This is a genomic window from Prescottella sp. D32 (assembly GCF_037287305.1).
GTDB lineage: Bacteria > Actinomycetota > Actinomycetes > Mycobacteriales > Mycobacteriaceae > Prescottella > Prescottella equi.
The window spans coordinates 268,081-291,410 of the sequence record NZ_JARBSW010000005.1 but is presented as its reverse complement, the minus strand read 5'-3'; the positions used below and the strand labels follow the sequence as shown (position 1 = coordinate 291,410).

At 68.9% G+C, this 23,330-nt stretch carries 28 protein-coding genes and 1 tRNA gene; 25 read left to right on the top strand and 4 right to left on the bottom strand.

From position 1 onward, the window contains the following. Nucleotides 1-8: 8 nt before the first annotated feature. On the bottom strand, nt 9-974 hold the full coding sequence (locus PSS76_RS20625; RefSeq protein WP_337456591.1) for a prephenate dehydrogenase: 966 nt from the start codon (nt 972-974) through the stop codon (nt 9-11). A 49-nt stretch (nt 975-1,023) separates the two neighbouring features. Here PSS76_RS20625 and PSS76_RS20620 point away from each other — a divergent pair, with 49 nt between their 5' ends. From PSS76_RS20620 to PSS76_RS20590, 7 genes are all read left to right on the top strand, one after another. Further along, on the top strand, nt 1,024-1,563 hold the full coding sequence (locus PSS76_RS20620; protein ID WP_005516190.1) for a tRNA adenosine deaminase-associated protein: 540 nt from the start codon (nt 1,024-1,026) through the stop codon (nt 1,561-1,563). A gap of 16 nt (nt 1,564-1,579) precedes the next feature. Continuing rightward, nucleotides 1,580-2,038 carry a nucleoside deaminase gene (locus PSS76_RS20615; RefSeq protein WP_005516189.1) on the top strand — a complete coding sequence of 153 codons (459 nt, stop codon included), beginning with the start codon at nt 1,580-1,582 and terminating at the stop codon, nt 2,036-2,038. Nucleotides 2,039-2,183: 145 nt separating this feature from the next. After that, nucleotides 2,184-2,381, top strand: a complete 198-nt coding sequence (locus PSS76_RS20610) for a CsbD family protein (protein ID WP_005516188.1) — start codon at nt 2,184-2,186, stop codon at nt 2,379-2,381. Between the two features lie 51 nt (nt 2,382-2,432). Then, nucleotides 2,433-2,523: transfer RNA gene (locus PSS76_RS20605), tRNA-Ser, on the top strand. 489 nt (nt 2,524-3,012) lie between these two features. Beyond that, nucleotides 3,013-3,855 (top strand): mycofactocin-coupled SDR family oxidoreductase, encoded by an 843-nt coding sequence (locus PSS76_RS20600; protein WP_005516186.1) that lies wholly within the window; start codon nt 3,013-3,015, stop codon nt 3,853-3,855. Between the two features lie 16 nt (nt 3,856-3,871). After that, on the top strand, nt 3,872-5,656 hold the full coding sequence (locus PSS76_RS20595; protein WP_337456590.1) for a flavin-containing monooxygenase: 1,785 nt from the start codon (nt 3,872-3,874) through the stop codon (nt 5,654-5,656). A gap of 37 nt (nt 5,657-5,693) precedes the next feature. Further along, nucleotides 5,694-6,110 (top strand): GlcG/HbpS family heme-binding protein, encoded by a 417-nt coding sequence (locus tag PSS76_RS20590; protein WP_337456589.1) that lies wholly within the window; start codon nt 5,694-5,696, stop codon nt 6,108-6,110. A gap of 20 nt (nt 6,111-6,130) precedes the next feature. Here the strand turns inward: PSS76_RS20590 and PSS76_RS20585 are convergent, their stop codons facing one another. Further along, the gene (locus tag PSS76_RS20585) at nt 6,131-6,628 is read right to left on the bottom strand and encodes a DinB family protein (protein WP_084848654.1); all 498 of its coding nucleotides are present in this window, start codon (nt 6,626-6,628) and stop codon (nt 6,131-6,133) included. Between the two features lie 96 nt (nt 6,629-6,724). Between PSS76_RS20585 and PSS76_RS20580 the strand changes: the two genes are divergently transcribed. From PSS76_RS20580 to PSS76_RS20510, 15 genes are all read left to right on the top strand, one after another. Then, nucleotides 6,725-7,345 carry a helix-turn-helix domain-containing protein gene (locus tag PSS76_RS20580; RefSeq protein ID WP_022593549.1) on the top strand — a complete coding sequence of 207 codons (621 nt, stop codon included), beginning with the start codon at nt 6,725-6,727 and terminating at the stop codon, nt 7,343-7,345. A 184-nt stretch (nt 7,346-7,529) separates the two neighbouring features. Next, on the top strand, nt 7,530-7,712 hold the full coding sequence (locus PSS76_RS20575) for a hypothetical protein (protein ID WP_337456588.1): 183 nt from the start codon (nt 7,530-7,532) through the stop codon (nt 7,710-7,712). A gap of 14 nt (nt 7,713-7,726) precedes the next feature. Further along, a complete protein-coding gene (locus tag PSS76_RS20570; protein WP_337456587.1) occupies nt 7,727-8,398 on the top strand; it encodes an HAD family hydrolase in 672 nt (223 codons plus the stop codon). A 65-nt stretch (nt 8,399-8,463) separates the two neighbouring features. Next, nucleotides 8,464-9,339 (top strand): glycosyltransferase family 2 protein, encoded by an 876-nt coding sequence (locus PSS76_RS20565; RefSeq protein WP_337456586.1) that lies wholly within the window; start codon nt 8,464-8,466, stop codon nt 9,337-9,339. 44 nt (nt 9,340-9,383) lie between these two features. Then, entirely contained in the window at nt 9,384-10,472 is a 1,089-nt protein-coding gene (locus tag PSS76_RS20560) for a YihY/virulence factor BrkB family protein (RefSeq protein WP_013414587.1), read from the top strand. Further along, the gene (locus PSS76_RS20555) at nt 10,465-10,881 is read left to right on the top strand and encodes a phage holin family protein (protein ID WP_084968842.1); all 417 of its coding nucleotides are present in this window, start codon (nt 10,465-10,467) and stop codon (nt 10,879-10,881) included. Before PSS76_RS20560 ends, PSS76_RS20555 begins: the two co-directional genes overlap by 8 nt. Beyond that, nucleotides 10,878-11,132, top strand: coding sequence for a DUF3618 domain-containing protein (locus PSS76_RS20550; protein ID WP_064076878.1), 255 nt, complete (start codon nt 10,878-10,880; stop codon nt 11,130-11,132). The genes PSS76_RS20555 and PSS76_RS20550 overlap by 4 nt, the downstream gene beginning before the upstream one ends. A gap of 358 nt (nt 11,133-11,490) precedes the next feature. Then, nucleotides 11,491-12,369 (top strand): nuclease-related domain-containing protein, encoded by an 879-nt coding sequence (locus tag PSS76_RS20545; RefSeq protein WP_337456585.1) that lies wholly within the window; start codon nt 11,491-11,493, stop codon nt 12,367-12,369. A gap of 75 nt (nt 12,370-12,444) precedes the next feature. Then, a complete protein-coding gene (locus PSS76_RS20540) occupies nt 12,445-12,780 on the top strand; it encodes a histone-like nucleoid-structuring protein Lsr2 (RefSeq protein WP_005516168.1) in 336 nt (111 codons plus the stop codon). A 3-nt stretch (nt 12,781-12,783) separates the two neighbouring features. Beyond that, the gene (locus tag PSS76_RS20535; RefSeq protein ID WP_337456584.1) at nt 12,784-13,605 is read left to right on the top strand and encodes a hypothetical protein; all 822 of its coding nucleotides are present in this window, start codon (nt 12,784-12,786) and stop codon (nt 13,603-13,605) included. A gap of 145 nt (nt 13,606-13,750) precedes the next feature. Then, nucleotides 13,751-14,209, top strand: coding sequence for a MarR family winged helix-turn-helix transcriptional regulator (locus PSS76_RS20530; protein ID WP_022593567.1), 459 nt, complete (start codon nt 13,751-13,753; stop codon nt 14,207-14,209). Beyond that, on the top strand, nt 14,206-15,537 hold the full coding sequence (locus PSS76_RS20525; RefSeq protein ID WP_084870736.1) for an MFS transporter: 1,332 nt from the start codon (nt 14,206-14,208) through the stop codon (nt 15,535-15,537). The genes PSS76_RS20530 and PSS76_RS20525 overlap by 4 nt, the downstream gene beginning before the upstream one ends. Before the next feature lie 33 nt (nt 15,538-15,570). Beyond that, nucleotides 15,571-16,632, top strand: a complete 1,062-nt coding sequence (locus PSS76_RS20520; protein ID WP_337456583.1) for a DNA polymerase III subunit beta family protein — start codon at nt 15,571-15,573, stop codon at nt 16,630-16,632. An 18-nt stretch (nt 16,633-16,650) separates the two neighbouring features. After that, nucleotides 16,651-17,142: a hypothetical protein gene (locus PSS76_RS20515; RefSeq protein WP_084848661.1), complete on the top strand. Its 492-nt coding sequence runs from the start codon at nt 16,651-16,653 to the stop codon at nt 17,140-17,142. A gap of 38 nt (nt 17,143-17,180) precedes the next feature. Then, nucleotides 17,181-17,864, top strand: coding sequence for a YceI family protein (locus PSS76_RS20510; RefSeq protein ID WP_064058597.1), 684 nt, complete (start codon nt 17,181-17,183; stop codon nt 17,862-17,864). Here the strand turns inward: PSS76_RS20510 and PSS76_RS20505 are convergent. Next, nucleotides 17,796-18,758 carry a sterol desaturase family protein gene (locus tag PSS76_RS20505; protein ID WP_064058569.1) on the bottom strand — a complete coding sequence of 321 codons (963 nt, stop codon included), beginning with the start codon at nt 18,756-18,758 and terminating at the stop codon, nt 17,796-17,798. The two genes, PSS76_RS20510 and PSS76_RS20505, sit on opposite strands and share 69 nt — an antisense overlap. Nucleotides 18,759-18,877: 119 nt before the next feature. On the opposite strand from PSS76_RS20505, the gene PSS76_RS20500 reads away from it, so the two are divergent. Beyond that, entirely contained in the window at nt 18,878-19,336 is a 459-nt protein-coding gene (locus PSS76_RS20500) for an RrF2 family transcriptional regulator (protein ID WP_064058570.1), read from the top strand. Nucleotides 19,337-19,343: 7 nt separating this feature from the next. On the opposite strand, the gene PSS76_RS20495 is transcribed toward PSS76_RS20500, so the two are convergent. After that, nucleotides 19,344-20,108: a class I SAM-dependent methyltransferase gene (locus PSS76_RS20495; protein ID WP_022593579.1), complete on the bottom strand. Its 765-nt coding sequence runs from the start codon at nt 20,106-20,108 to the stop codon at nt 19,344-19,346. A 162-nt stretch (nt 20,109-20,270) separates the two neighbouring features. Between PSS76_RS20495 and PSS76_RS20490 the strand changes: the two genes are divergently transcribed. Next, a complete protein-coding gene (locus PSS76_RS20490; protein ID WP_005516157.1) occupies nt 20,271-20,870 on the top strand; it encodes a TetR/AcrR family transcriptional regulator in 600 nt (199 codons plus the stop codon). A 28-nt stretch (nt 20,871-20,898) separates the two neighbouring features. Continuing rightward, a complete protein-coding gene (locus PSS76_RS20485; protein WP_005516156.1) occupies nt 20,899-23,232 on the top strand; it encodes an MMPL family transporter in 2,334 nt (777 codons plus the stop codon). Nucleotides 23,233-23,330: the final 98 nt, after the last annotated feature.

Here is a 23,330-nt window from a genome sequence, read left to right as displayed (position 1 = left end):
CGGTATGCTCACGGCCGCAACACCCCGCCGCGGCGTCCGGCGTCGCGCAGTCGCTCGCGCCAGTTCTCGGAGCCGGGGTCGATGCCGGTGATCGTCCAGCGTTCGCGGTCCTCGTAGCGGCGACGGGCCTCGAAGCCGGGCTCGACGAGCCCGGCCAGGGTGCCGTGATCGGCCAGTTCGGCGCGCGCCCGGGCGAGGACGTCCAGCGTCTCGTCCAGCGCGGTCAGCAACGCGTCCCGGTTGCCCTCGCACATCGCCCGCACCAGGGCCGGCGCGCTGCCGGCCACGCGGGTGCCGTCGCGGAACGACCCGGCGGCCAAGCCCAGCGCCAGATCGCCCCCGGCCGCGCCGGACAGCGCGAGCGCCTCGGCCAGCACGTGCGGCAGGTGCGAGATCCGCGCGGCCGCGGCGTCGTGCTCGACGGACTCGGCGGGCACCACCACCGACCCGCAGTCCAGCGCCAGCCGCACCACCTGCGACCACACCTGCGGGTCCACCCCGTCGTCGGCGCTCACCACCCACACCGCGTCGCGGAACAGTTCGGCGTCGCCGGCCTCCCATCCGGACTCGCTGGTTCCGGCCATCGGATGCCCGCCGACGAACCGGTCCTGCAGACCGTGCCGGGCGACCGCCGTGGCCACCTCGGCCTTGACGCTGACGACGTCGGTGACCGGACAGTCTGGGGCGTGCTCGGCGATGGCCGCGAGCGTCGCGTCGACGGCCGGCATCGGCACCGCGACCACGATCAGGGCGCGCGCGGCCCGGGCTCGGCGCAGCACCGCAGTCAGGTCGGTGTCGGCGTCGAACCCGTCGGCGCGTGCGGCGCCGACGGTGGGTGCGGACCGGTTCCAGCCCCAGCCGTCGCGGCCGGCGGCGACGGCCGCGCGGAGCAGCGATCCACCGATCAAACCCAGGCCGAGAATGCAGACGGGCGGTGCGGAGACGGCATCAGACACCACATCAGGTTGGCACATTCGTCGCTGGACTTCTGTTACCGGCACCGCGCGGGCTACCGTTGCGCGCATGGGTGCACAGCGCGCGAACAACAACAGCGCCTCCGCAGGCTCGATGGAGGATCTGGACGGCTTCGGTATCGCCGTCGTCCGTGAGGAAGGCCGCTGGAAGTGCACCCCTTTGACGGGCGATGCGCTCACCAGTCTGCGGGTCGCGGAGAAGGAACTGCTCGAGCTTCGCAGCTCCGGTGCCGTGTTCGGTCTGCTCGACGTCGACGAGGAGTTCTTCGTCATCGTCCGGCCCGCGCCCGCGGGCACTCGGCTGCTCATCTCCGACGCGACGGCGGCCATCGACTACGACGTCGCGGCTGATGTCCTCGATGCCCTCAACGTCGAGATCCCGGACATCGACCCGGACGAGCTCGACGACGTCGAGCCGTGGGAGGAGGGCGACCTCGGCCTGCTCTCCGACCTGGGCCTGCCCGACGCGGTGCTCGGTGTGATTCTCGCCGAGACCGACCTGTACCCGGACGAGCAGCTGACGATGATCGCGCAGCGCTGCGGTTTCGAGTCGGAGTTGTCGGCCGCGCTCGACAAGCTTCCCCGCTGACCGCCCGGCGTCCGGCGTGACCCTGCAAGACGACGAGCGGATGATCCGCGCCGCCCTGTCCGCGGCGGCCGCGGCCTCGGATGTCGACGTGCCGGTGGGCGCCGTGGTGTTCGACGCGGACGGCGTCGAACTCGCGCGTGCCGCGAACGCACGGGAAGCCACGGGCGACCCGACGGCGCACGCCGAGATCCTGGCCCTGCGCGCGGCGGCCCGCGTGCACGGCGACGGCTGGCGTCTCGAGGGCGCGACCCTGGCGGTGACGTTGGAGCCGTGCACCATGTGCGCGGGTGCGCTGGTGCTCGCCCGCGTGGAGCGGGTGGTGTTCGGGGCATGGGAACCAAAGACCGGCGCGGTCGGTTCGCTGTGGGACGTGGTGCGCGACCGCCGGCTCACCCATCGCCCCCAGGTGCGCGGCGGGGTGCTCGAGGGCGAGTGCGCGGGCATTCTCGAAAGTTTCTTTCAGGGCCAGCGTTGATGCCCTGACCAGGTGTAATGTCTTTTTTTCGGCGTTCGGCGGACGAAGTTCCCCGGCACGATTGCGCAGATCGTGGTGTCGTGGAGGTAGGTGCTCGTGTGGCACCGGGACCGCATGGTCATTCACAGATTCACGGAGGTGACTCGTGGGAATCGGAGACAAGGCCCAGAACAAGGCTCAGGACCTCGGTGGCAAGGCCAAGGAGGCTGCCGGCAAGGCAACCGACGACGAGGATCTGAAGAACGAAGGCAAGGGCGATCAGGTGCAGTCCGCCGTCAAGGACGCGGGCGAAAAGGTCAAGGACGCCGCCTCGACGGTCAAGGACAAACTCACCGGAAAGTAGCGCTGACCAGCCGATTTCTTGCTGAACGCTGACTCCGGTACAGTTCTCGGCGGTGGCGTGTCCGAGCGGCCGAAGGTGCAGCACTCGAAATGCTGTGTACGGTAACCCCGTACCGAGGGTTCAAATCCCTCCGCCACCGCCAAAGAGCCTCCCATCTGCTTGCAGATGGGAGGCTTCTTTTGTTTCGGTTGGCGGTCGTGTGCGTCAGCTCAGGGCCGCGAACAGGTTGAGCTCGCTCATCGAACCGTTCTCGCTGACGAAGAGGTCGACGAAGCTGCCGAAGGCGAAGCCGAGCAGGTCGAGCGCGGACAGAGATCCCATGTGATTACCCCTTGGACGAATGCGATTGGACTGCAACGAATGCCGAGACCGAACGGTCGACCGTCCCGGAACGTGGCAGGTTGCGACATGAAGCTAGCTGCCGCGCACTCCGCTTGTCGTCCCGAGACATGATGAAGGAGCGGGTGATTCGGAGTTCTTGACGCATCGATCGAGTCCGTCAACTTCACCCGATCGGCAGCGCATGTGATCCAGGACACGGTAAGTCCCGGTGGTCGGGAACTTCCCGCAGGCCCCGACGTGATCGACGTTACTTTTCGGACCGAATTGCCGGTTTCGTGGAAGGGGCGTCATGTCAGGACGGGTAGCCGGAAAGGTCGCGTTCGTCACCGGTGCGGCCCGGGGGCAGGGGCGCAGTCACGCGCTCCGGCTGGCGGAGGAGGGCGCCGACATCATCGCCCTCGACATCGCGGACGGTATCGACACCGTCACCCCGCTCTATCCGCCCGCCACCGCCGAGGACCTTGCCGAGACGGTGCGCGGGGTCGAGGCCCTCGGACGTCGGATCGTCGCCGAGAAGGCCGACGTCCGCGATTTCGACGCCGTGCGCGCGGTGGTCGACCGCGGTGTCGCGGAGCTGGGCCGCATCGACGTCGTGGTGGCGAACGCCGGCATCTTCATCAGCGGCGAACCCGCGCACCGGATCACCGAGGCCGAGTGGGACGACGTCCTCGACGTCAACCTGAAGGGCGTCTGGCACACGTGCAAGGCCGCCATCCCGCACCTGATCGAGCAGGGTGACGGCGGATCGATCGTCATCACCAGTTCCACCGCCGGGCTCAAGGGTGCGGCTCGTACCGCCGCCTACGGGGCCAGCAAGCACGCCGTCGTCGGACTGATGCGCACCCTCGTCGGCGAACTCGGCGGGCACCGTATCCGGGTCAACACCGTCCACCCGGGCGCGACGGACACCGACATGATCATCAACGACCGCTGCTTCGGGCTCTTCCTGCCCGGCGTCGAACACCCCTCCAAGGAACAGGTGGCCCCGTTGTTCGCGGGCGCCAACGCGATCCCCGTGCCGTGGGTGGAGCCGGTGGACGTCTCTCATGCCGTGCTGTTCCTGGCCTCCGAGGAGGCGCGGTACGTCACCGGCACCGAACTGAAGGTCGACGCCGGATTCACCACCCGCTGAAAGTGAAGGAGTCTCGATGACAATGCAATTGGAGTCTCCGGAGCTGGACGACGCCGCCGTCGCAGCGGTGGCGCAGCAATGGCTGACCGGGTTCGCGGAGTTGCTCCGTGCGGGTACGGGAGCCGAGGAGGTTCTGCACACCGATCTGTGGTGGCGCGACCTGCTGGCCTTCACCGGCGACCTGCGCAGCCTGCACGGCGCCGAGAGGATCGGCGCCGTGCTCGACGTCGGCCGCGCACAACAGGTCTCCGGCGAGCGGCTGGATCCGGCCGCGCCACCGGTCCTGCTCCCCGGCGCGGCCGGTGCCGGTTCGATCCAACTGTTGTTCCGCTTCGACACCCGGCTCGGGCACGTGCGTGGCGTCGCACGCCTGGTGGTCGACGGCGGCGCGTGGCGGGCCCGGAACCTGCTCACCGCGCTCGACTCGCTGGCCGGGCGCGAGGCGGCGATCGGCGCTCGACGGCCGGAGGGCACCGAGATGCCCGCCGATCGGGTCGAGTACTGGTCGGCGCGCCGCGAGCGTGAACTCGACTGTCGCGACGGCGATCCCGACGTTCTGGTGATCGGCGCGGGACACTCGGGGCTGGCCCTCGCTGCTCAGCTCGGCGTGCTGGGGGTGCGGACGCTGCTGGTCGACCGGGCCGATCGGGTCGGTGACAACTGGCGCGGCCGGTACGACTCGCTGGTGCTGCACGACGCGGTCTGGTCGAACCACCTCCCGCTGCTGCCGTTCCCGGCGAACTGGCCGGTGTTCACGCCCAAGGACAAGATGGGGGACTGGCTCGAGATCTACTCCCGGGCGATGGAACTCGACGTCTGGAACCGCACCAAGGTCGTGGAATCGACATTCGACCCGGACCGTCGGCGGTGGACCGTCGTCGTGGACCGCGACGGGACCCGGCGCACCCTGCACCCGCAGCACGTGGTGCTGGCCACCGGGCTCAGCGGCACCGAACCGGTGATGCCCGCGTTCACCGGTGCCGACGATTTCGCCGGGGAACTGCTGCATTCGAGCGCGTACCGAACCGATCCGGCGCGACGCGGTACCCGGGTGGTCGTGATCGGTACCGGCAACAGCGGCCACGACATCGCCCAGGACCTCCAGGAGGCAGGGGCCGAGGTCACGCTGGTCCAGCGCGGTCCCACGCACGTGGTCAGCGGGCAGGCGCTGGCGCGGCAGGCGCGCCGCAGGTACGCCGAGCACATTCCCACCGAGGTCGCGGATCTGCTCGACGCCGCCACTGCCCGGCTGGATCCGCAGTTCGTCGCCGGACTGCGGATGGGTGTGGGCATGCTCGCCGAGCACGATCGCGAATTGTTGGACGGGCTCACCGCCCGCGGCTTCACGCACGACGGCGGACCGGACGGGACCGGCGTGATGATGCTGTTCCTCACCCGCAACGGCGGCTACTACATCGACGTGGGTGCCTCGCCGATGGTCGTGGACGGCCGGATCGGGCTGGTCTCCGGGACGATCGAGCGGCTCGACGCGGACGGGCTGGTGATGTCGGACGGCACCCGCGTCCCGGCCGACACCATCGTGTGCGCCACCGGGTTCCGCGGCATCCTCGACACCGCGCGCCGGGTGCTCGGTGACGCGGTCGCGGACGCCTGCGGACCGGTCTGGGGGCTCGACGACGAGGGCGAGCTGCGTTCGGTGTGGCGGCGCTCCGGCCACGACCGGTTCTGGATCCACGGCGGCAATTTCATGCTGGTGCGCAATTACAGCAAGTACCTGGCGCTGCAGATCCAGGCGGACCTGGCGGGCGTCGACCTGCCCGCGCTCGGCCGTCGTGTTTGATCGAGGTTCGACGGGATTGACAGTGGGAGGACGTTCGATGACAGGCAAGCAGGCACGGCTCGATCTGGAGACCGCGAGGCGCGCGGCGGACGCGGCGATCGCGGCGGCCCGGGAGGGCGGCAACCGGGTGAGTGTCGCCGTCGTGGATACCCGTGGCCACGACCTGCTGGTGGTCCGCGACGACGGCGCCGCGTGGTTCACCGCCGGGGTGGCGCGCGCCAAGGCCGCCACCTCCGCGCTGATCGGCATCCCCACCACCGCCTACTCGGGGCTCGCCGACGCACATCCCGCGCTCGCCGAACTGATCGACAGCCAGGCCGCGCAGTCCCTGACGACCCTGCCCGGTGGCCTGCCCTTCGTCGTGGACGGTGACGTGGTCGGCGGCATCGGCGTCAGCGGCGCCCAGCCCGACGAGGACGTCAGCTACGCGAAAGCGGGCCTGGCCGCAGGCTGATCCGGCTGCCCGCCCTCGGTTCAACGTCCGGTCGCGCCGTCGATCAGTTCGCGGAGGATGTCGGCGTGACCGGCGTGCCGGCCGGTCTCCTCGATCATGTGGGTCAACGCCCAGCGGACACTCGGGGCGTGGTCGTTGGGCGTCGGTCGCGGGACCGGCGCCCCGAGGTCGGTGCATTCGTCCAAGACGAGGTTCGCTTCCCGGGCGGCATCGCGGTAGCGGGTGGCGACGTCGGCCACGGCGGCGGTGGGCGGCACGTGAAACGTCTTCTTCCAATTGGTGACTCGTTCGCCCAGGAAGACCGAGCGTTCGACGAACGTCAGATGGTTCAGCAGACCGAGCAGATTCGTGCCCGACGGCACCGCGGCGGTCCGGACCTGTGGTTCGGGCGCACTCTCGACCTTGGTGAGCACGGACGCCCGAAGGTAGTCGAGGAAGGCGCGCAGGGTCTCGGACTCGCTGTTCCCGGCGTGTGGGGGCGGGGTGTCGGCGCGTCGCGCGATGCGTGAGGTCGGCATGGTGGTCTCTCCCTTCGGTCGCGGACTCGGTCGCCCAGTCTCGCCGCGCACTGGACGGTTCGGCACGAGAACTTGCGGTTCTGGCAACCTGATCGGATGGACCCCGTAACGGAGGACGTACTCGGCGCGGTCGGGCCCCGGCTGCGTGCGCTGCGGCGTCAGCGCGCCATCACGCTCGCCGAGCTCGCCGCGGAGACCGGCGTGTCGGAGAGCACCCTGTCCCGCTTGGAGAGCGGGCAACGCCGGGCCACACTGGAGTTGCTGCTCCCTCTGGCCCGCACCTACGACGTGCCGTTGGACGATCTCGTGGGCGCGCCGCGCACGGGAGACCCGCGGATCCACCTGAAACCGATCACCCGATCCGGGATGGTGTTCGTCCCGCTCTCCCGACGGCCCGGTGGGGTGCAGGCCTTCAAGATGATGATCCCGGCGCAGCCGTCGCCGCCCGTGCCCGCGCCGAAGCGGCACGAAGGATTCGAGTGGCTCTACGTCCTCGACGGACGCCTGAGGCTGGTGGTCGGCGACCGGGACGTGACGTTGCCGGCCGGCGAGGCGGCCGAATTCGACACCGCCCTGCCGCACTGGCTGGGCAGTGCCGACGGCGGCGCGGTCGAGTTGCTCATCCTGTTCGGGATGCACGGAGTGCGGGCCCATGTTCGCTCCGATCGGCTCGGGCCGACCCGCGGGGCGCCGACGCCGAGAAATCCGGAAGGGTAGGAACGTCCGGTTTCCGGATCCGAGTGCGAATCGCGGTGCAGCGCGGCAACGGCCCGTTGCCGATAGCCTTGGACGGCATGGACAGGCCTACGCGACCGCTGCTGCAGTTGCGTCTGGCCGCCGCCGGGTACCGCTTTCGGGAGAGCCTGTTCGCGCTGCCGACGCGCTCGCCCCGGTGCCGCGCATGCTGATCGACCACGTCACCGAATGCGGTCGCCGCGAACATGTCCCGTCTCTGCATCGGCAGCTGCGGTTGCTGGTGGACGGGGTGAGCGCGGAACCGGGGCTCCACCCGGAGGATCTGCAGCGGTTCCTCGCTGTGGCCGAGTCGACCGTCGACCCGGCCGAACACGACACATCGAACTGAGGAGTGCGAATCCGATGTCCAACCTGCCAGCTGCGGTGCTCTTCGATATCGACGGCACCCTGGTCGACTCGAACTACCTTCACGTGGACGCGTGGCACCGTGCATTCGTGGACGCGGGACTGGCCGTGCCCACGTGGCGGATCCACCGCGCCATCGGCATGGACGGCTCCACCCTGATCCGTGACCTGTGCCCCGGTATCGACGATGCCACCGCAGATCGTGTGGACGAACTGCACTCGCGTTTCTACAAGAACGAGGCGGATCAGTTGCGCCTGCTGCCGGGGGCGCGGGAAATCCTCGAGCAGTTGCACGACAGTGGCCTGCGAGTGGTGTTGGCAACGTCCGCACCGGCTGACGAGTTGGCCATTCTGCGTCGGCTGCTCGACAGTGAATCCGTGCTGTACGCGGTCACGAGTGGAGAGGACGTCGATACGGCGAAGCCCGACCCCACCATCGTGAAGATCGCCCTCGAACGTGCCGGAACCGAATCCGGCAGAGCAGTTTTCGTGGGCGACAGTGTCTGGGACATGCGTGCGTGCCAGGCTCTGGGGGTGCCCACCGTGGGTGTATTGAGCGGCGGGATCTCGCGCGGGGAACTGACCGAGGCGGGCGCCGATCACTGCTGCGACGACGTCGACGCGCTGCGCCGCGAACTCGACCGCAGTCCGTTGGGCCGCCTGCTCTGACGTGGCGCCACGAGCCAGAGGTCTGTTGCCAAGCGGGACCTCCCTGGGTCCGGTATACGGGAAGTATGACGTCTGCACATTCGCTGTCGGTCATCGTGCCCACCTTCAACGAGGAGAACTACATCGGCGCATGCCTGGAGGCGCTGCTCCGGTCCGAGGACGATCTTCACGAGGTTCTGGTCGTCGACAACAACTCCACCGACCGCACCGTCGAGATCGTCGAGCGGATCGCCGCGTCCCACGCCGTCGTCAAGTTGGTCCGTGAGGCCACTCCCGGCGCGGTGCACGCCCGCAACACCGGCTTCGACGCCGCCACCGGCGACATCCTCGGCCGCATCGACGCAGACACCCGCGTCGGCGAAGGGTGGGCGCGGATTGTTCTCGACTACTTCGGTCGACCCGACACCCAGGCGGTGGGTGCCGTGACCGGGCTGAGCAATTCGTACGACTCGCCGTACCGGGGGCTCAAAGGTTGGTACCTGCGTCGCCTCGTGTCGAAGGGTGTGCTCGGCAACGAACAACGGATTCGGAATCTGCACGGCGCCAACATGGCTCTGCGCCGCACCACCTGGGAACAAGTGAAGCCGGCGACGAGCGTCGATCCCGACGTCCACGAGGATGCCGACCTGGCGCTGTGCATCTGCGACGCCGGCGTCGAGATCGCCCAGCTGTCGGAGCTGTGTGCGGATCTCTCACCCCGCCGGGCACTGACCCCGCCCCGCGAGTTCTCGGACTATCTGCGGGCCGGTGTCAAAACCCTCGAACGGCACGACGCCATGACGCCCCAGCACCGCCGGCTCCTGCGCCTGCACTGGTTCACCCACCTCGGTGCCTACCTGGCATACCGTCCATACGATCCGGATCGGCAACGGTTCACTCTGCGCCGCTTGATCTTCGGCGGGCCGCCTCGCACGATGCCGGTCTCCGCCGCCGTGGCGTAGCCCCGGGCGGTTTACCCGTCGGCGCCGCCGGGTAACTCCCGAAGATGACAGCTCGCGACGACCGACAAGCCGCGCGCCCGACCGGGCGTGCGGCAGAAGAGGTGGTCGAGCCGGAATCACCGGACGACCTCACCAAGCGTTCCTGGATGTACGTGTTGCGCAAGACGGCGCGCGAGTTCGGCACCGACCAGTGCACGGACCTCGCCGCAGCGCTCACCTACTACGCTGTTCTGGCGCTGTTTCCGGCGCTGCTCGTGATCGTGTCGCTACTCGGTGTCTTCGGCCAGGGGCAGCGCACGGTGGACGCGGTGATGGAGATGGTCGGGCAACTCGGCCCCACCAATGCCGTGGACACGCTGCGGGAGCCCGTCGAGCAACTGGTCGCGGCCCCCTCCGCCGGGATCGCGTTGGTCATCGGTGTCCTCGGTGCGCTGTGGTCGGCCTCCGGCTATGTGGGCGCCTTCGCCCGGGCGATGAACCGCATCTACGAGATCGAAGAGGGCCGGCCGATCTGGAAGCTTCGCCCGCTCATGTTCGTGGTGACTGCGTTCTGCCTCGTGGCTGTCGGCGCGTCCGGCTTGATGCTGGTGATCAGCGGACCGGTCGCCCGCTCCGTCGGGGACGTTCTCGGACTGGGTGACGCGGCCGTGACGGCATGGGACATCGCCAAGTGGCCGGTGCTGCTCCTCGTCGTCGGCGTCCTCGTGGCGGTGCTGTACTACGTGACGCCCAACGTGTCCCAGCCGAAGTTCCGCTGGATCAGCCCCGGCGCGGCCATTGCGATCGTCGTCTGGATCGGGGCGTCGGCGCTGTTCGCCGTGTACGTGTCGAACTTCGCCAGCTACAACAAGACGTACGGTTCGCTGGCCGGTGCGGTGGTGTTCCTGCTGTGGCTGTGGATCACCAATCTTGCGCTGCTCTTCGGGGCCGAATTCGACGCAGAGCTCGAGCGTGGCCGGGAACTGCAGGCGGGACTTCCCGCGGAGAAGTCCATCCAACTGCCGCCCCGCGATACGCGCGACATCGAGAAGCGCGAGAAACAGCGCAGCAAGGACGTCGAGGACGGTCGCCGCCTTCGGCTCTCCCACTCCGCGGCCTCGCCGACACAAGGGAAGGAAAGTGACGATGCCTGACGCGATGGGTGCTGGAGAAGCCGACCCGCACGAATTGTCCACAGCCCAGCTGACGGAGCGCCTCGCCGGCCAGGTCTCGACGCTGGTCCGCACGGAAGTCGCCAGCGCCGTCGAAGAGGTGAAGGCCAAGGGCACCCGGATGGGAATCGGTGTCGGGATATCCGGTGCCGGCCTGATGTTGATCTATCTCGGTGTCGGGGCGCTCATCGCCACCGCCATCCTGGGGTTGGCGACTGCGGTCGCCCCCTGGCTGGCGGCGTTGATCGTCTCCCTGGTGGTGCTGGCCGTCGGGGGAATTCTCGCCGCAGTGGGCGCTGCGCGCGCCAAGAACGCCGCACCCCCCGTGCCCGCCGACACCGTCGACAGCGTCCGCCGCGACGTACAAGCTGTGAAAGGAACAGTGCGATGACCGGACTCGGAGACAGCGACGAATCGCAGATCGACGTCGAACGGCAGCGCGCCGAACTCGCCGAGACGGTCGAGGAACTCACCCACCGGGTGGATGTGCCGGCACGGACCAAGGCTGCGGTCCACGAGAAGTCCGACGCCGCGGTCGAACTCGCCCGCCGGAGAGCACCTGCCCTGGCCGTCGTGGCCGGTGTGGGCGTCGTGCTGATCTTCCTGGGCGCTGTGCGCAGGAGACGCCGACGGCGGCACTGAACCGGCCGTACAGCTGGGCCCCCGGCGATCTCGCCGGGGGCCCAGTGCCGTGAATCCGAGGTCGGAAGCTTAGACCGGGTTCTCCACGGAGGTGTTCAGCTGGAAGCCGGCGGAGCCGACGCGCAGACCCAGGTTGAGGATGACGGCGAAGAGATCGTTGACACTCAGCATTTCGATACTCCCTGTATGACAGTGGAACTGAACCGAATGGACGGCTCGAAACTTATCAACCTTTTGGTTCGGTTTCACGGCGGGGTTCCATCGGCGATGGTCTCGGGCACGGAAGGCGACGTCTCCCTCGCATTCGATTTCGGTCATTCCCGAGTCCGGGCGCCGTTCGCGGTGATATTCGTCCGTTGTGAGCGACGATGCGGATGTGGTGGTGACGAGGTGGCGGCGGTACGGGCACGATCGCCTGTATGTGCGCGCACCCGACGGCACCGACCTCGGGTGGTGGGACCTCGACGCCGGGCGGGCCCACGCTCGGACCTCGCAACGTGAGGACACGGTGACGGCTGCGGCCGCCGCCTGGCGGGCCGCACAGCACGAGGTTCTGAGCCCTCGAGAGGTCGAAACTGCAACCGTCGCACCAGCGGCCGTCGAACCGGTGCGATCCGTCCAGGACCTCGCCGACTCGAGGCCGGGTGCCGCGGCCCGGGCTCGTGCCCGGGCCGCGCGCGACACGGCACCGGCGAAAACGTTCTTCGCGCGACTCCTCGGCGTCCACACCGAGGAGCGCGCCTGGCGAATCGGCGCCGACGGCGAGGAGGCGGTCGCGGCGCGGCTCGCCCGGGTGGTGCGCAAGGACCCGCGGTGGCGCGTGCTCCACGCCATTCCCGTCGGAGTCCGGGGTAGCGACATCGACCACCTCGTGGTGGGGCCCGGCGGTGTTTTCACCGTCAACGCAAAGCATCATCCACGCGCGGATATCTGGGTGGCCGGCAGTACCTTCCTGGTGAACGGCACGAGGCAGCCGTACATCCGGAACAGTCGTCACGAAGCGGCGCGGGCCGCGAAACTGCTCACCGCGGCCTGCGGGTTCGATGTTGCCGCCGAACCGGTCATCGTCACCGTCAATGCCCGGGCCGTCACCGTGAAGAGCCCGCCTGACGGGGTCCACGTCGTGCCGCGGATGCACGTCGCTGGTTGGCTCCTCCGGCAGCGGGACGTCCACCCGCCGGAGACTGTCGAGGCTCTCTACGAAGCCGCGCGGCGGTCCACGACCTGGCAACCGTGATCCGCGTCGGATTGTGTGCCGGGTTGTCCCGTAGGCTTCCGATGCAGCTTGGTTGGTGAACCTCGGGAGTAACACGTGGCACAGAAGGTAATTGTCGAGCTCATCGATGATCTTGATGGTGAGCCCATCGATGCCGGCGGCGAAACGATCAGCTTCGCGGTCAACGGCGTCGAGTACACCATCGACCTCAACGACAAGAACGCCACCGAGTTCCATCGCAAGATGGACTACTACATCCGGCACGCGAGCAAGGTCGGCGGTCGTCAGAAGCCCCGCGCCGCCGCCACCCCCTCGACCGACGGTGCGAGCACCCAGGAGATCCGCGAGTGGGCGTCCCGCAACGGCTTCGCCGTGTCCACCCGCGGACGCATCTCGCGTGAGATCGCCGAGGCGTTCGCGGCCGCGCACTGACCCATGACCACCGTCAGTGACAACGAGGCGGCGAACGCGGCCGCTCCGGATGCCGATCCGCAGACGATCGGACCCGCGCCCACCGAGCCGGCGGCCGACGACGCCGCCGATCAGGCCTCCGACTACTCGCACGGCGACCCGATCCGGGTGTTCCTCTACGACATCCCGAACGACGGCGGCGAGTGGACCGCCCGCTACGAGCAGGGCATCACGCGGATCCGCGCCAAGAAGGTGAGCCCCGGGGTCTACCTGGACCTGCTGCACCGGGTGTTCCCCAAGCACGAGGTGCTCGTCAAGGGCGAGCTGCTCAGCGTCAAGAACCGGCCGCACCCCGACGACCCGAAGGTCCTCACCGAGGTCACCCTCCTCGTGTACCTCGCGACCGAGGTTGCGCTGTTCAAGGCGTTTCTCGCCTGGGCCGGCGGCGATGTGGCGCCGATCCGGATCACACCCGACAAGCTCGACGACGTGGCCCGAAAGGTCCACAACGACGTCTACCGCATCCACCTGTTCAAGCAGCGCCTCGTGACCGCGGGGATCGAGGATCCGGCGGAACTCGACGAGGACGTCGCGCGCCCGCTCGAGGTCATCAAGAGCGAGATCGACGCCATCCAGGATCTGCGGATCTCGGTCAAGCGGTATCGCGACCGGGTGGTCCAGGCCAAGCGCGAACGCGTCGTGAAGGAGAGCCAGAACCTCGTCGGCAACATCGAGATGGCCACGTGGGACTCGGTGCAGCGTCGCGAGGAGATGGTCGTGATGCGTGAGTGGGTGGACAACCAGCAGCGCGTCCTGCCGATCGGCAAGGCCGTCAAGCTGACCTGATCCCCGTACGTAAGCCGCGCAGGGCCGCTCCGATCTCGATCGGGAGCGGCCCTGCTTCGTTGGGGCCGGGGGTCGGCTGCAGGGGTGCGCGATCACCACCCTCGGGTGTATGCTTGCCGACAAGCAAGTAAATTGGAGGGTGGCTGTGACAAGCCTGTTCGACGACGACGAAGTGTCCCGGCTGCGGGTCGCGCTCGGTCGCATCTCGCGGCAGGTCGATCGCCAGACGTCGGCCGGTGAACTGACCAAGACGCAGTTCTCGATCCTGACGACGGCGGTGCGGCGAGGGCCTATCCGGGCCAGTGAAATGGCCGAGATCGAGACCCTCAACCCGACGATGCTCTCGCGCATGATCGGCAAGATGGAGGCCGCCGGGCTGCTGATGCGTTCGGCGCACCCCGACGACGGTCGCGCCGTGGTGGTGGCCGCCACCGCGGAGGGGATTGCCCTGCATGCCGAGTTGCGTGACAAGCGGACCCGGCTGTTCGCCGAGTACCTCGGCCAGCTTCCCGAGACGGAGACCCGTAACCTGCTCGACGCCCTACCCGCCCTCGAGGCGCTCGGCGAACGGATGTGTCAGGCCCGGGCCACGGCCCGCTCATGACGGCGGCCACGAAACTCGGGCGCCAGACCTTCGCCGCGCTGGCCAATCGCAACTACCGGCGTTTCATCGGCGGGCAGGGCATCTCGCTCGTCGGCACCTGGATGCAGACCGTCGCGCAGTCCTGGCTGGTCCTCGAGCTCACCGGATCCGGTACCGCGATCGGTGTCGTCGTCGCGCTGCAGACCCTGCCGATCCTGCTCCTCGGCCCGTACGGTGGCGTCATTGCCGACCGGACGGACAAGCGTCGCTTGATGATCGGGCTGCAGTCCATCATGGGTGTGCAGGCGCTGCTGCTCGGCATCCTCACGATCACCGGCACCGTGCAGTTGTGGCACGTCTACGTGCTGGCGCTGCTGCTCGGGCTGAATCAGTGCTTCGAAAACCCTGCGCGGCAGTCGTTCCTGCTCGAAATGGTGGGCCCGGAGGATCTGCGCAACGCGGTCAGCCTCAATTCGACCCTGGTCAGTGTGTCCCGTATCGTCGGGCCCGCGGTGGCCGGTGTGACCATCGCGGCGGGCGGCCTGGGCGTGTGCTTCCTGATCAACGCCGCCAGCTTCGTCGCGGTGGTCAGTTCGCTGTTGCGGTTGGATACTTCGGCGCTGCATCGATCCGCTCCGGCGGAGCGGGCCCGTGGTCAGCTGCGAGAGGGGCTGCGCTACGTGCGCGGTAACCGGAACCTCGCGGTGCCGCTGCTGATGATGGCGTTCATCGGCTGCCTCGCGTTCGAGTTCCAGGTGGTGCTCCCGATCGTCGCCGACCAGACCTTCGGTGCGGGTTCGCAGGCCTACGGTTTCATGACGGCCGCGATGGGCATCGGCTCGGTGTGCGGCGGTCTGCTCGTCGCGACCTGGGGGAGGACCGGAACGCGGGTACTGATCGTGGCCGCAGCCGCCTTCGGGTTCGCGCTCGTCGCGGCCGCCGCGGCTCCGACGCTCGCCCTGGAACTGGTCGCGCTGGCGCTCGTCGGTGCGGTGAGCATCGCGTTCAACTCGACCACCAACAGCACGCTCCAACTCGAGGCCGACCCGCAGATGCGGGGCCGGGTCATGGCGCTGTGGTCCACCGCGTTCATGGGGTCGACGGCGATCGGGGGTCCGATCGCCGGTTGGGTCAGCCAGCAGTGGGGTGGGCGCGCCGGTCTGCTGCTCGGCGCGATCACCTGCCTCGTCGTGGCGCTGGTCGCGTGGATCGTGATCGGTCGCGGCAAGGACGTGACTGCCCGGACCGAGCCGATCACCGAGGACCCGGAGGAACACACCGTCGAGAATCCGGTGGTCTCCGAGGACCCGACACTGACGGACGTCGAGGCACGACGCCGGGCGGCTTGACCTTCGACCTGCTCGAAACTTCATGATGTCCGGGTGAGTGCATCCGGGCCAGACGACCTCGTCACCATCGGTGTCTTCGCGCGGGCCTGCGGGCTGACCCCGAGCGCGCTGCGGTTCTACGACGACAGCGGACTGCTCTCGCCCGCGCACATCGACCCGGTGACGGGCTACCGGTACTACAGCACGACCCAGCGCGACCGCGCCGCGACCATTCGACGGTTGCGGGAGATCGGCGTCCCGCTCGAGGCCGTGACACGGATCCTCTCGGCCGATCGGGTCGAGGCCGCCCGCGTGCTCGACGAGCACGTCCGCCTTCTGCACGAGCGCGCCGCCACGGCCGCCGCCGTTGCCGCGGAGCTGAAGGCCTCGCTGCCGGTGCAGGATCGTGGGAGTGCGGTGACCCTGTCGGCGCGTCTGCTCGCGGAGGCCGTCCGGCAGGTGCGGCGTTCCGCGGCCGCCGAGGCGGAGTTCCCGATCCTCACGGGGATCCTGATCGAGGTCGGCGACGGCGCCGTCGTGCTGACGGCCACCGACCGCTACCGGCTGTCCACCCGGAGCCTGCCGGCTCACACGCCCGACCGTGCGTGGACGGGCGTGGTGTCCGCGTCCGAACTCGACGCGATCGGCGCAGCCCTGAGCCCCGACGCTGCGGCGATCCTGCGTCCCGATTCCGGTGCCGTGGACATCGCCACCCCCGGCCTCTCTGCCCGGTTCGCTGTGCTGGAGGGCGAATACCCCGACTACCGGACGATGCTCGACGCGTTGCCTCCGGCCCGTACCCGGGTGGTCACCCGCCGCGACGAGTTGTTCTCCGTCGCCGAAGGCCCGGTGGACGACACCGTCCGCCTCGTCGGCGCGTCCGGACAACTGACGGCGAGTGTGCGGGACGGTCCGCCTCAGGCGGTGGCGGCTCGTGTCGACGGACCCGACGTGACCCTGACCTTCCGTCGTGGAAACCTGCTGGCCGCGTTGGAAACTGCCGTCGGCCCGGACGTCATGCTCGACATCTCCGCCCCGGACCTGCCCGTCGTGTTCCGCTCCGCGACCGACGGCGACCTCACGACCCTTGCGATGCCGACCGCGTCGGACATCTAGAGCGACAGGACGATTCCCATGACCGCACCCGACCCGACGATGGACGCCATCACCCGAGCGGTGACCGTCGGCCGCGACGGCGACGCCGAGGCCGCGAGGTCGGCGCTGGTGGCGCTGTGGGCCGAGATCACCCCGATCGGGGATCCTTTCCACCGGTGCACGCTCGCGCACTACCTCGCCGATCTGCACGACGATCCGGCGCAGGCGCTGGTGTGGGACGTCCGCGCGCTCGACGCGGCCGATGCCCTCACCGACGACCGCGCCCGGCAGCACCACGCGAGCCTGGAGGTGCGCGGGTTCTACCCGTCGCTGCACCTCAACCTGGCCGACAACTTCCGCCGTCTCGGCTCCTTCGATGCCGCGCGGGCGCACCTCGATGCCGCCGCCGGGTACCTCGATGCGCTCGGCGCCGACGCGTACGGGGCGATGATCCGGGGGGCACTCGACGAGGTCGCCGCCGACATCGGCCGCGGATCCACCGCCCGCCGGGCGTCGGCGCCGGGATCGTAACTGTGGCGCATCCACCGCGCCGCTCATAGTCTGTGCCCGTGAAGAAGTGGTGGATCATCGGTGGGGCGGTCGTCGTGGTACTCCTGGGGGTCCTCGCCGGCCCCTGGATCTACGGCAAGTTCATCGCCGAGGACGACGCCCCGGCCGCGTCGGTGTCGACCGAGGGCGCGCAGGCCGCGTCGGGGTCGGTGGACGGGCAGTGGGCCGTCGGCCCGGGGGAGGGCGCCAACAAGACCGCCGCGGGTTACACCGTGTCCGAGATCCTCAACGGCGCCCGGGTCACCGTCGTCGGCACCACCGACCAGGTCAACGGGAACGCCACCGTCGCCGACCAGAAGTTGACCTCCGCCGAGGTCGTCGTGCAGGTCGCCGGCATCGCCACCGACAACGCACGGCGGGACGGCCAGTTCCGCGGCAACGTGATGGACACCGAGAACTTCCCGACCGCCGTGTTCAGGCTCACGACGCCGGTCGACCTCGCGACGCTGCCCACCGACGGCACCGCCGCCACGGTGAAGGCGGACGGAACGCTCACACTCAAGGACCAGACCCGGCCGGTGAGCGTCGACGTGAAGGTGCTGCACACCGGCGACACGCTGGTCGCGTCCGGCGCGGTGCCGGTCACGTGGTCGGACTACGGAATCACGCCGCCGTCACTGGGATTCGTGACCGTCGACGACAACGGCACGGTCGACTTCCTGGTGAGCCTGGCCCGCGCCTGACGGCGCCCATCCGGGCGGCCCGAAGACGTAGCCGAGGCGGTCGCGCCACGACTGCGCGGCCCGGACGTCGCGTCCGATCGCGGCGTACTCGTGCGTCTGCAACTTCCAGATGTCGTAGGTGCCCACCGGCTTCGTCAACCCGTAGGTGGGGCGTTGCTGCTCGGCGCGGAACGTGCCGAACATCCGGTCCCAGACGATGAGGATGCCGCCGTAGTTGCGGTCCAGGTACTCGGGATCGCAGCCGTGGTGGACGCGGTGGTGCGACGGGGTGTTGAACACGTACTCGATCGGCCGGGGCAGTCGGTCGACCCGTTCGGTGTGCACGAAGAACTGGTAGACCAGGCTCACCGAGAAACCCACGAAGATCATCCACGGCGGAATGCCGATCAGCGGCAACGGAATCCACATGAGAATCTCGCCACTGTTGTTCCACTTCTGGCGCAGTGCCGTCGCGAAGTTGAAGTACTCGCTCGAGTGGTGCGCCTGATGTGTCGCCCAGATCAGCCGGATTCGGTGCGCCATGCGGTGATACGTGTAGTAGAGCAGGTCGATGCCGACCAGCAGCAGCACCCAGGTGTACCAGGCGTTCGCGGGCAGGTGCCACGGGGCGAGGTACACCCAGATCGCGGAGTAGCCGATGAGCGCCAGGAACTTCCAGAACGTGGTGGTCGCGATCGACACGAGTCCCATCGAGATCGATGCCCGCGCATCCCGGAACTCGTAACCGGCCGTCGGCGGATAGGCGCGCCCGTCGCGGATCTCGGTCTCCTCGAGCTTGCGGGCCGCGAACCACTCGAGCCCGAGGAACACGACGAACGCCGGGATCGCGAGGGTGACCGGGTCCCCGAGCGGTTCGAGCAGCGATCCCCACGCCGTGGTGAGGGTCTCCCACATGTTGCCTCCGAGCTGTCATGCGTACCTGCCTGGAAATCTACGCTGCCCGGTGACCTGGGTCACCAGGGTCACGAACCTGGGTAACGTCTGTGCCGAGTCGAATCGGATCAGGAGGACGGGTGCACATCTCGGCACGGGTGGACTGCGCGGTGCGTGCCCTCGTCGACCTCGCGGCGGCGGACGCCCCGGCGCTGGTGAAGGCCGACGCGCTGTCCGCATCGCAGTCGGTCGCACCCAAGTTCCTCGAGGCCGTGCTCGCCGACCTGCGCCGCGGCGGACTGGTCGACAGTAGGCGCGGCCCCGACGGCGGCTACCGGCTCACCCGACCGGCCACCGACGTCACGATCGCCGACGTGATCCGCACCGTCGAGGGACCGCTCGCGTCGGTGCGCGGGGAGCGGCCCGAGGACGTCACGTACGACGGCGCGGCCGAATCGCTGCAACAGGTGTGGATCGCCGTTCGCGTCAATCTGCGCACGGTGCTCGAGGGCGTCACCATCGCCGACGTCGCCGCGGGCGCGCTGCCCGCCTTCGTCGACGAGCTCACCGCCGACCCGGGAGCCTGGCGCCGGCGGTAGGGCATGCCTAGTGATGCACCCGCAGGTCGGCGCGCATCTGGGTGAACAGGAACAGTCCGGCCCGCCCCGACACCTCCTCGTACGCGCGAACCCAGTCGTCGAGGAAGTGCGGCCGGTCCTCGGGCGCCAGGCGTCCGGTCCACGCGTCGGCGCCGTTGCTGCACCACGCGGCGAACGCGTCGTGCGTGCCGAAGTCCCACGTGACGTCCTGCACCGACAGATCGGTCACGCGTAGGCCTGCCGCCGCCGCGAGGTCGGGATAGCCGTCGGGGTCGACGTGGACGAACGGGGGAGCGAATCCGGCGAACCGGTCCACCCAGCGGGGCGAACCGGCCACCTCCATCGCGACGGTCTCGAGACTGGGCCGGTCACCGGCGCACACCACCTGGATCAGGACGCGGGCGTCGGGCCGGGCCGCCGCCGCGATCGATCCCAGTGCGCGCTGCTGTTCCACCACCCAGTGCAGGGCGTTGAACGACACCACGACGTCGAACTCGGCGCGGAACGGCAGGTCGCGGGCGTCGGCCAGCACGAACTGCACATTCGACGACGCCGTGTCGGCCTTCGCGATCATCCGCGGCGACGCGTCGACGCCCACCGCGCGGCCCTCGGGCAGGCGTTCGGCGAGCAGCCTGGTGACGAAGCCGTCGCCGCAGCCGACGTCGAGCAGGCGGTCGTCCGGTTCCAGGTCGAGGCCGGCGACCGCGCGGGTGGCCATCGCCCGCTGCAGATCGCTGGTCTGCGCATACTGCTCGCCGTCCCAATCGGGCATTCTCGCCGCCGTTCCGTGGTCCGCCGGGTGTGCGATCAGCGTATGCCGAGGGGCGCCGGGCTGTGGCCCCGATCACCCACATCGAAACAGTGTGCCGAATGCCACAAAGGTGCACTCGGCTGCAACATTGCAGAGGTCTGCAATTTCGGTACCTTCGATGGAGTGGGAGAAGAACTCGGACTCCGGGACCGCAAGAAGGCGGCAACACGGATCGCGCTCAGTGAGGCCGCAGCACGCCTCGCGATGGAGCGCGGGATCGAACTCGTCACCGCGGACATGATCGCGTCCGAGGCCGGCGTTTCCGTCCGCACGTTCCACAACTACTTCTCCTGCAAGGAAGAGGCTGTTCTGCACCACCTCGAGGCCGACGTCCTCGAGTGGGCCGACTGGCTGCGTGAGCGGCCCGGCGACGAACCGATCCTCGATTCGCTCGAGCACATCGTGCGGAGGGCTCTTCTCGAGTCCGACCACGAACTCGAGAAGATGCAGGCGCTCGCCGACCTCATCGACTCGAGCCCCACTCTTCTGGCCAAGAAGATGGAGATGCACGTGCGCCTGACCCCGATGCTCGACGAGGTGATCGCCGAGCGCACCGGCGCCACGGGCCTGTATCCGAGTCTGCTGCAGACCGTGGTCGGTGCCGCCGTCAAGGCATCCCTCGACCTGTGGATGAGCGGTCGGTCGTCGGCCGCCGGCCCCGAGCAACTCGTCCACGAGGCGTTCGACCACCTGCGCTCCGGCCTCGCCGTACCCGCCAGCTAGACCCGCACCCGATCAGAAGGAGCCTTCCATGGCCACCTACCTATATCGGATCGGCCGCTTCGCCTACCGGCGAAAAGGCACGGTCCTGTCCATCTGGCTGGCCATCCTCGTTCTGATGGGGGTCGGCGCCGCGACGCTGTCGGGTCCGACGAAGGACTCGTTCTCCATTCCGGGCACTCCGGCTCAGGAGGCGCAGGACTTGATGTCCGAGCGCTTCGGCGACCAGAAGAGCGCGATGGACGCGCTGTCGGCGCGGTTCGTGATCGCCGCACCGGCCGGGCAGACGCTCGACACCCCGGAGAACCAGGCCGCGATGGACGAGATGCTCGCGGACATCCGTGGCATCGAGAAGGTCAGCGCGCCGGCCAAGGCCGACCCGGCTTCCGGAACGCCCGGCGCTCTGGTCAATCCGGTCACGGCGGATGCCGCGCTCGCGGAGATGGCCAAGGCCTCCGCGGAGGAGCAGGGCGTCCCCGAGGACGTCGCTCTCGCGAACGCACGCGCGCTGTCGTCGCTGAGCGAGGACCGCACCGTCGGCTACATCGAGGTCCCGTTCGACGGCGACTTCAGCGACGTCGACCAGTCGATGCGCGACCAGATCCAGGCGGCTGCCGACATCGGCCGCGACGCCGGGCTGAACGTCCAGATCAGCGGTTCGGCAGCGACCGAGGCAGAGATGCCGGGCGGTGTCACCGAACTCATCGGCATCGCCGTTGCGGCGATCGTCCTCGTCATCACGTTCGGCTCGCTCGTCGCCGCAGGACTGCCGCTGATCACCGCGATCATCGGCATCATGATCGGCAGCCTCGGCATCACCGTCGCGACCGGATTCATGGACCTCAGCTCGATGACCCCGACGCTCGCGATCATGATCGGCCTGGCCGTCGCGATCGACTACTCGCTGTTCATCGTCTCCCGCTTCAAGCACGAGCTCTCACTCACCGACGACCGGTCCGAGGCCGCGGGCCGCGCGGTCGGCACCGCCGGTTCCGCCGTCGTGTTCGCCGGCCTGACGGTCATCATCGCCCTCGTCGCGCTGCGCGTCGTCGGCATCCCGTTCCTGTCCGATATGGGTGCGGCCGCGGCGTCGACGGTGTTCATCGCCGTCCTCATCGCACTCACGCTGCTGCCCGCGATCCTCGGACTGTTCGGCCGCAAGGCCTTCGCCGGTCGCATCCCCGGGCTGAGCCAGCGCGACGCCGAGGGCGACGACGGCAAGAAGACGTTCTCGCAGCGCTATGGCCGCGCGGTGGTCCGCCGTCCGGCGGTCGGCCTGATCCTGGGTGTGGTGCTGCTCGGTGCGCTCGCGATCCCCGCGGCCAAGCTCGAGCTGGCGCTGCCGAACGAGGGCAGCGGTGATCCGGCGACAAGTGCCCGCCAGGCGTATGACCTGGTGAACGAGGGCTTCGGCCCCGGCCGGAACGGCCCACTCCTCGTCGTCGTCGACGCGCAGGACGCGACCGTCCCCGCTGGCGAGGCGTTCGGCGCCGTCGTCGCGAAGATCTCTGAGCAGCCCGACGTCCTCAACGCGCAGGTGATCGGTGCCAACCAGGCAGGCGACACCGCGCAGATCCTGGTGACCCCGCGCAGCGGCCCGAGCGATCCGTCGACGATGGACCTCGTCGCCGACATCCGCAGCGCCGAGTCGGACCTGAACGATCAGATCGGCGTCAACTACGGCGTCACCGGTCAGACCGCCCTCGAGGGTGACGTCTCCGAGCGCCTGCAGGACGCGCTGGTGCCGTACCTCGCGGTGGTCGTCGGCCTCGCCTTCGTGCTGCTGATGCTGGTGTTCCGCTCGGTCCTGGTGCCGCTGACGGCGACCCTGGGCTTCCTGCTCAGCGTCCTGGCGACCTTCGGTGCCACCGTCGCGGTGTTCCAGGAGGGCTGGGGCGGGATCGCCGCCAACCCGCAGCCGATCGTCAGCTTCATGCCGATCTTCCTCATCGGCGTGGTGTTCGGTCTGGCGATGGACTACCAGGTGTTCCTGGTGACCCGCATGCGCGAGGAGTACGTCCACGGCGCGTCCGCGAAGGACGCGGTCGCGGTCGGCTTCAACCACGGCGCCCGCGTCGTGACCGCGGCGGCGATCATCATGATCTCCGTGTTCGCGGCGTTCATCGCGGAACCGAACTCGTTCATCAAGTCGATGGGCTTCGCGCTCGCGGCGGCGGTCTTCTTCGACGCCTTCATCGTTCGCATGGTGATCATCCCGTCGGTGATGGCGCTCATGGGCGACAAGGCGTGGTGGCTGCCCAAGTGGCTCGACAAGATCCTGCCGAACGTCGACATCGAGGGCGAGAAGCTGGCCCGCTCGCTACCGCGGGACAAGCAAGAACTCGAAGACGCCCCGGTCTCCTGAAAGAGACTGTGAACATTCGATGAAGAGGGAGGGATCGGGCCCCGAGAAATGGGCCTGATCTCTCCTTTTTCGTCCTGCAGATTGGTAACCTTCGCAAA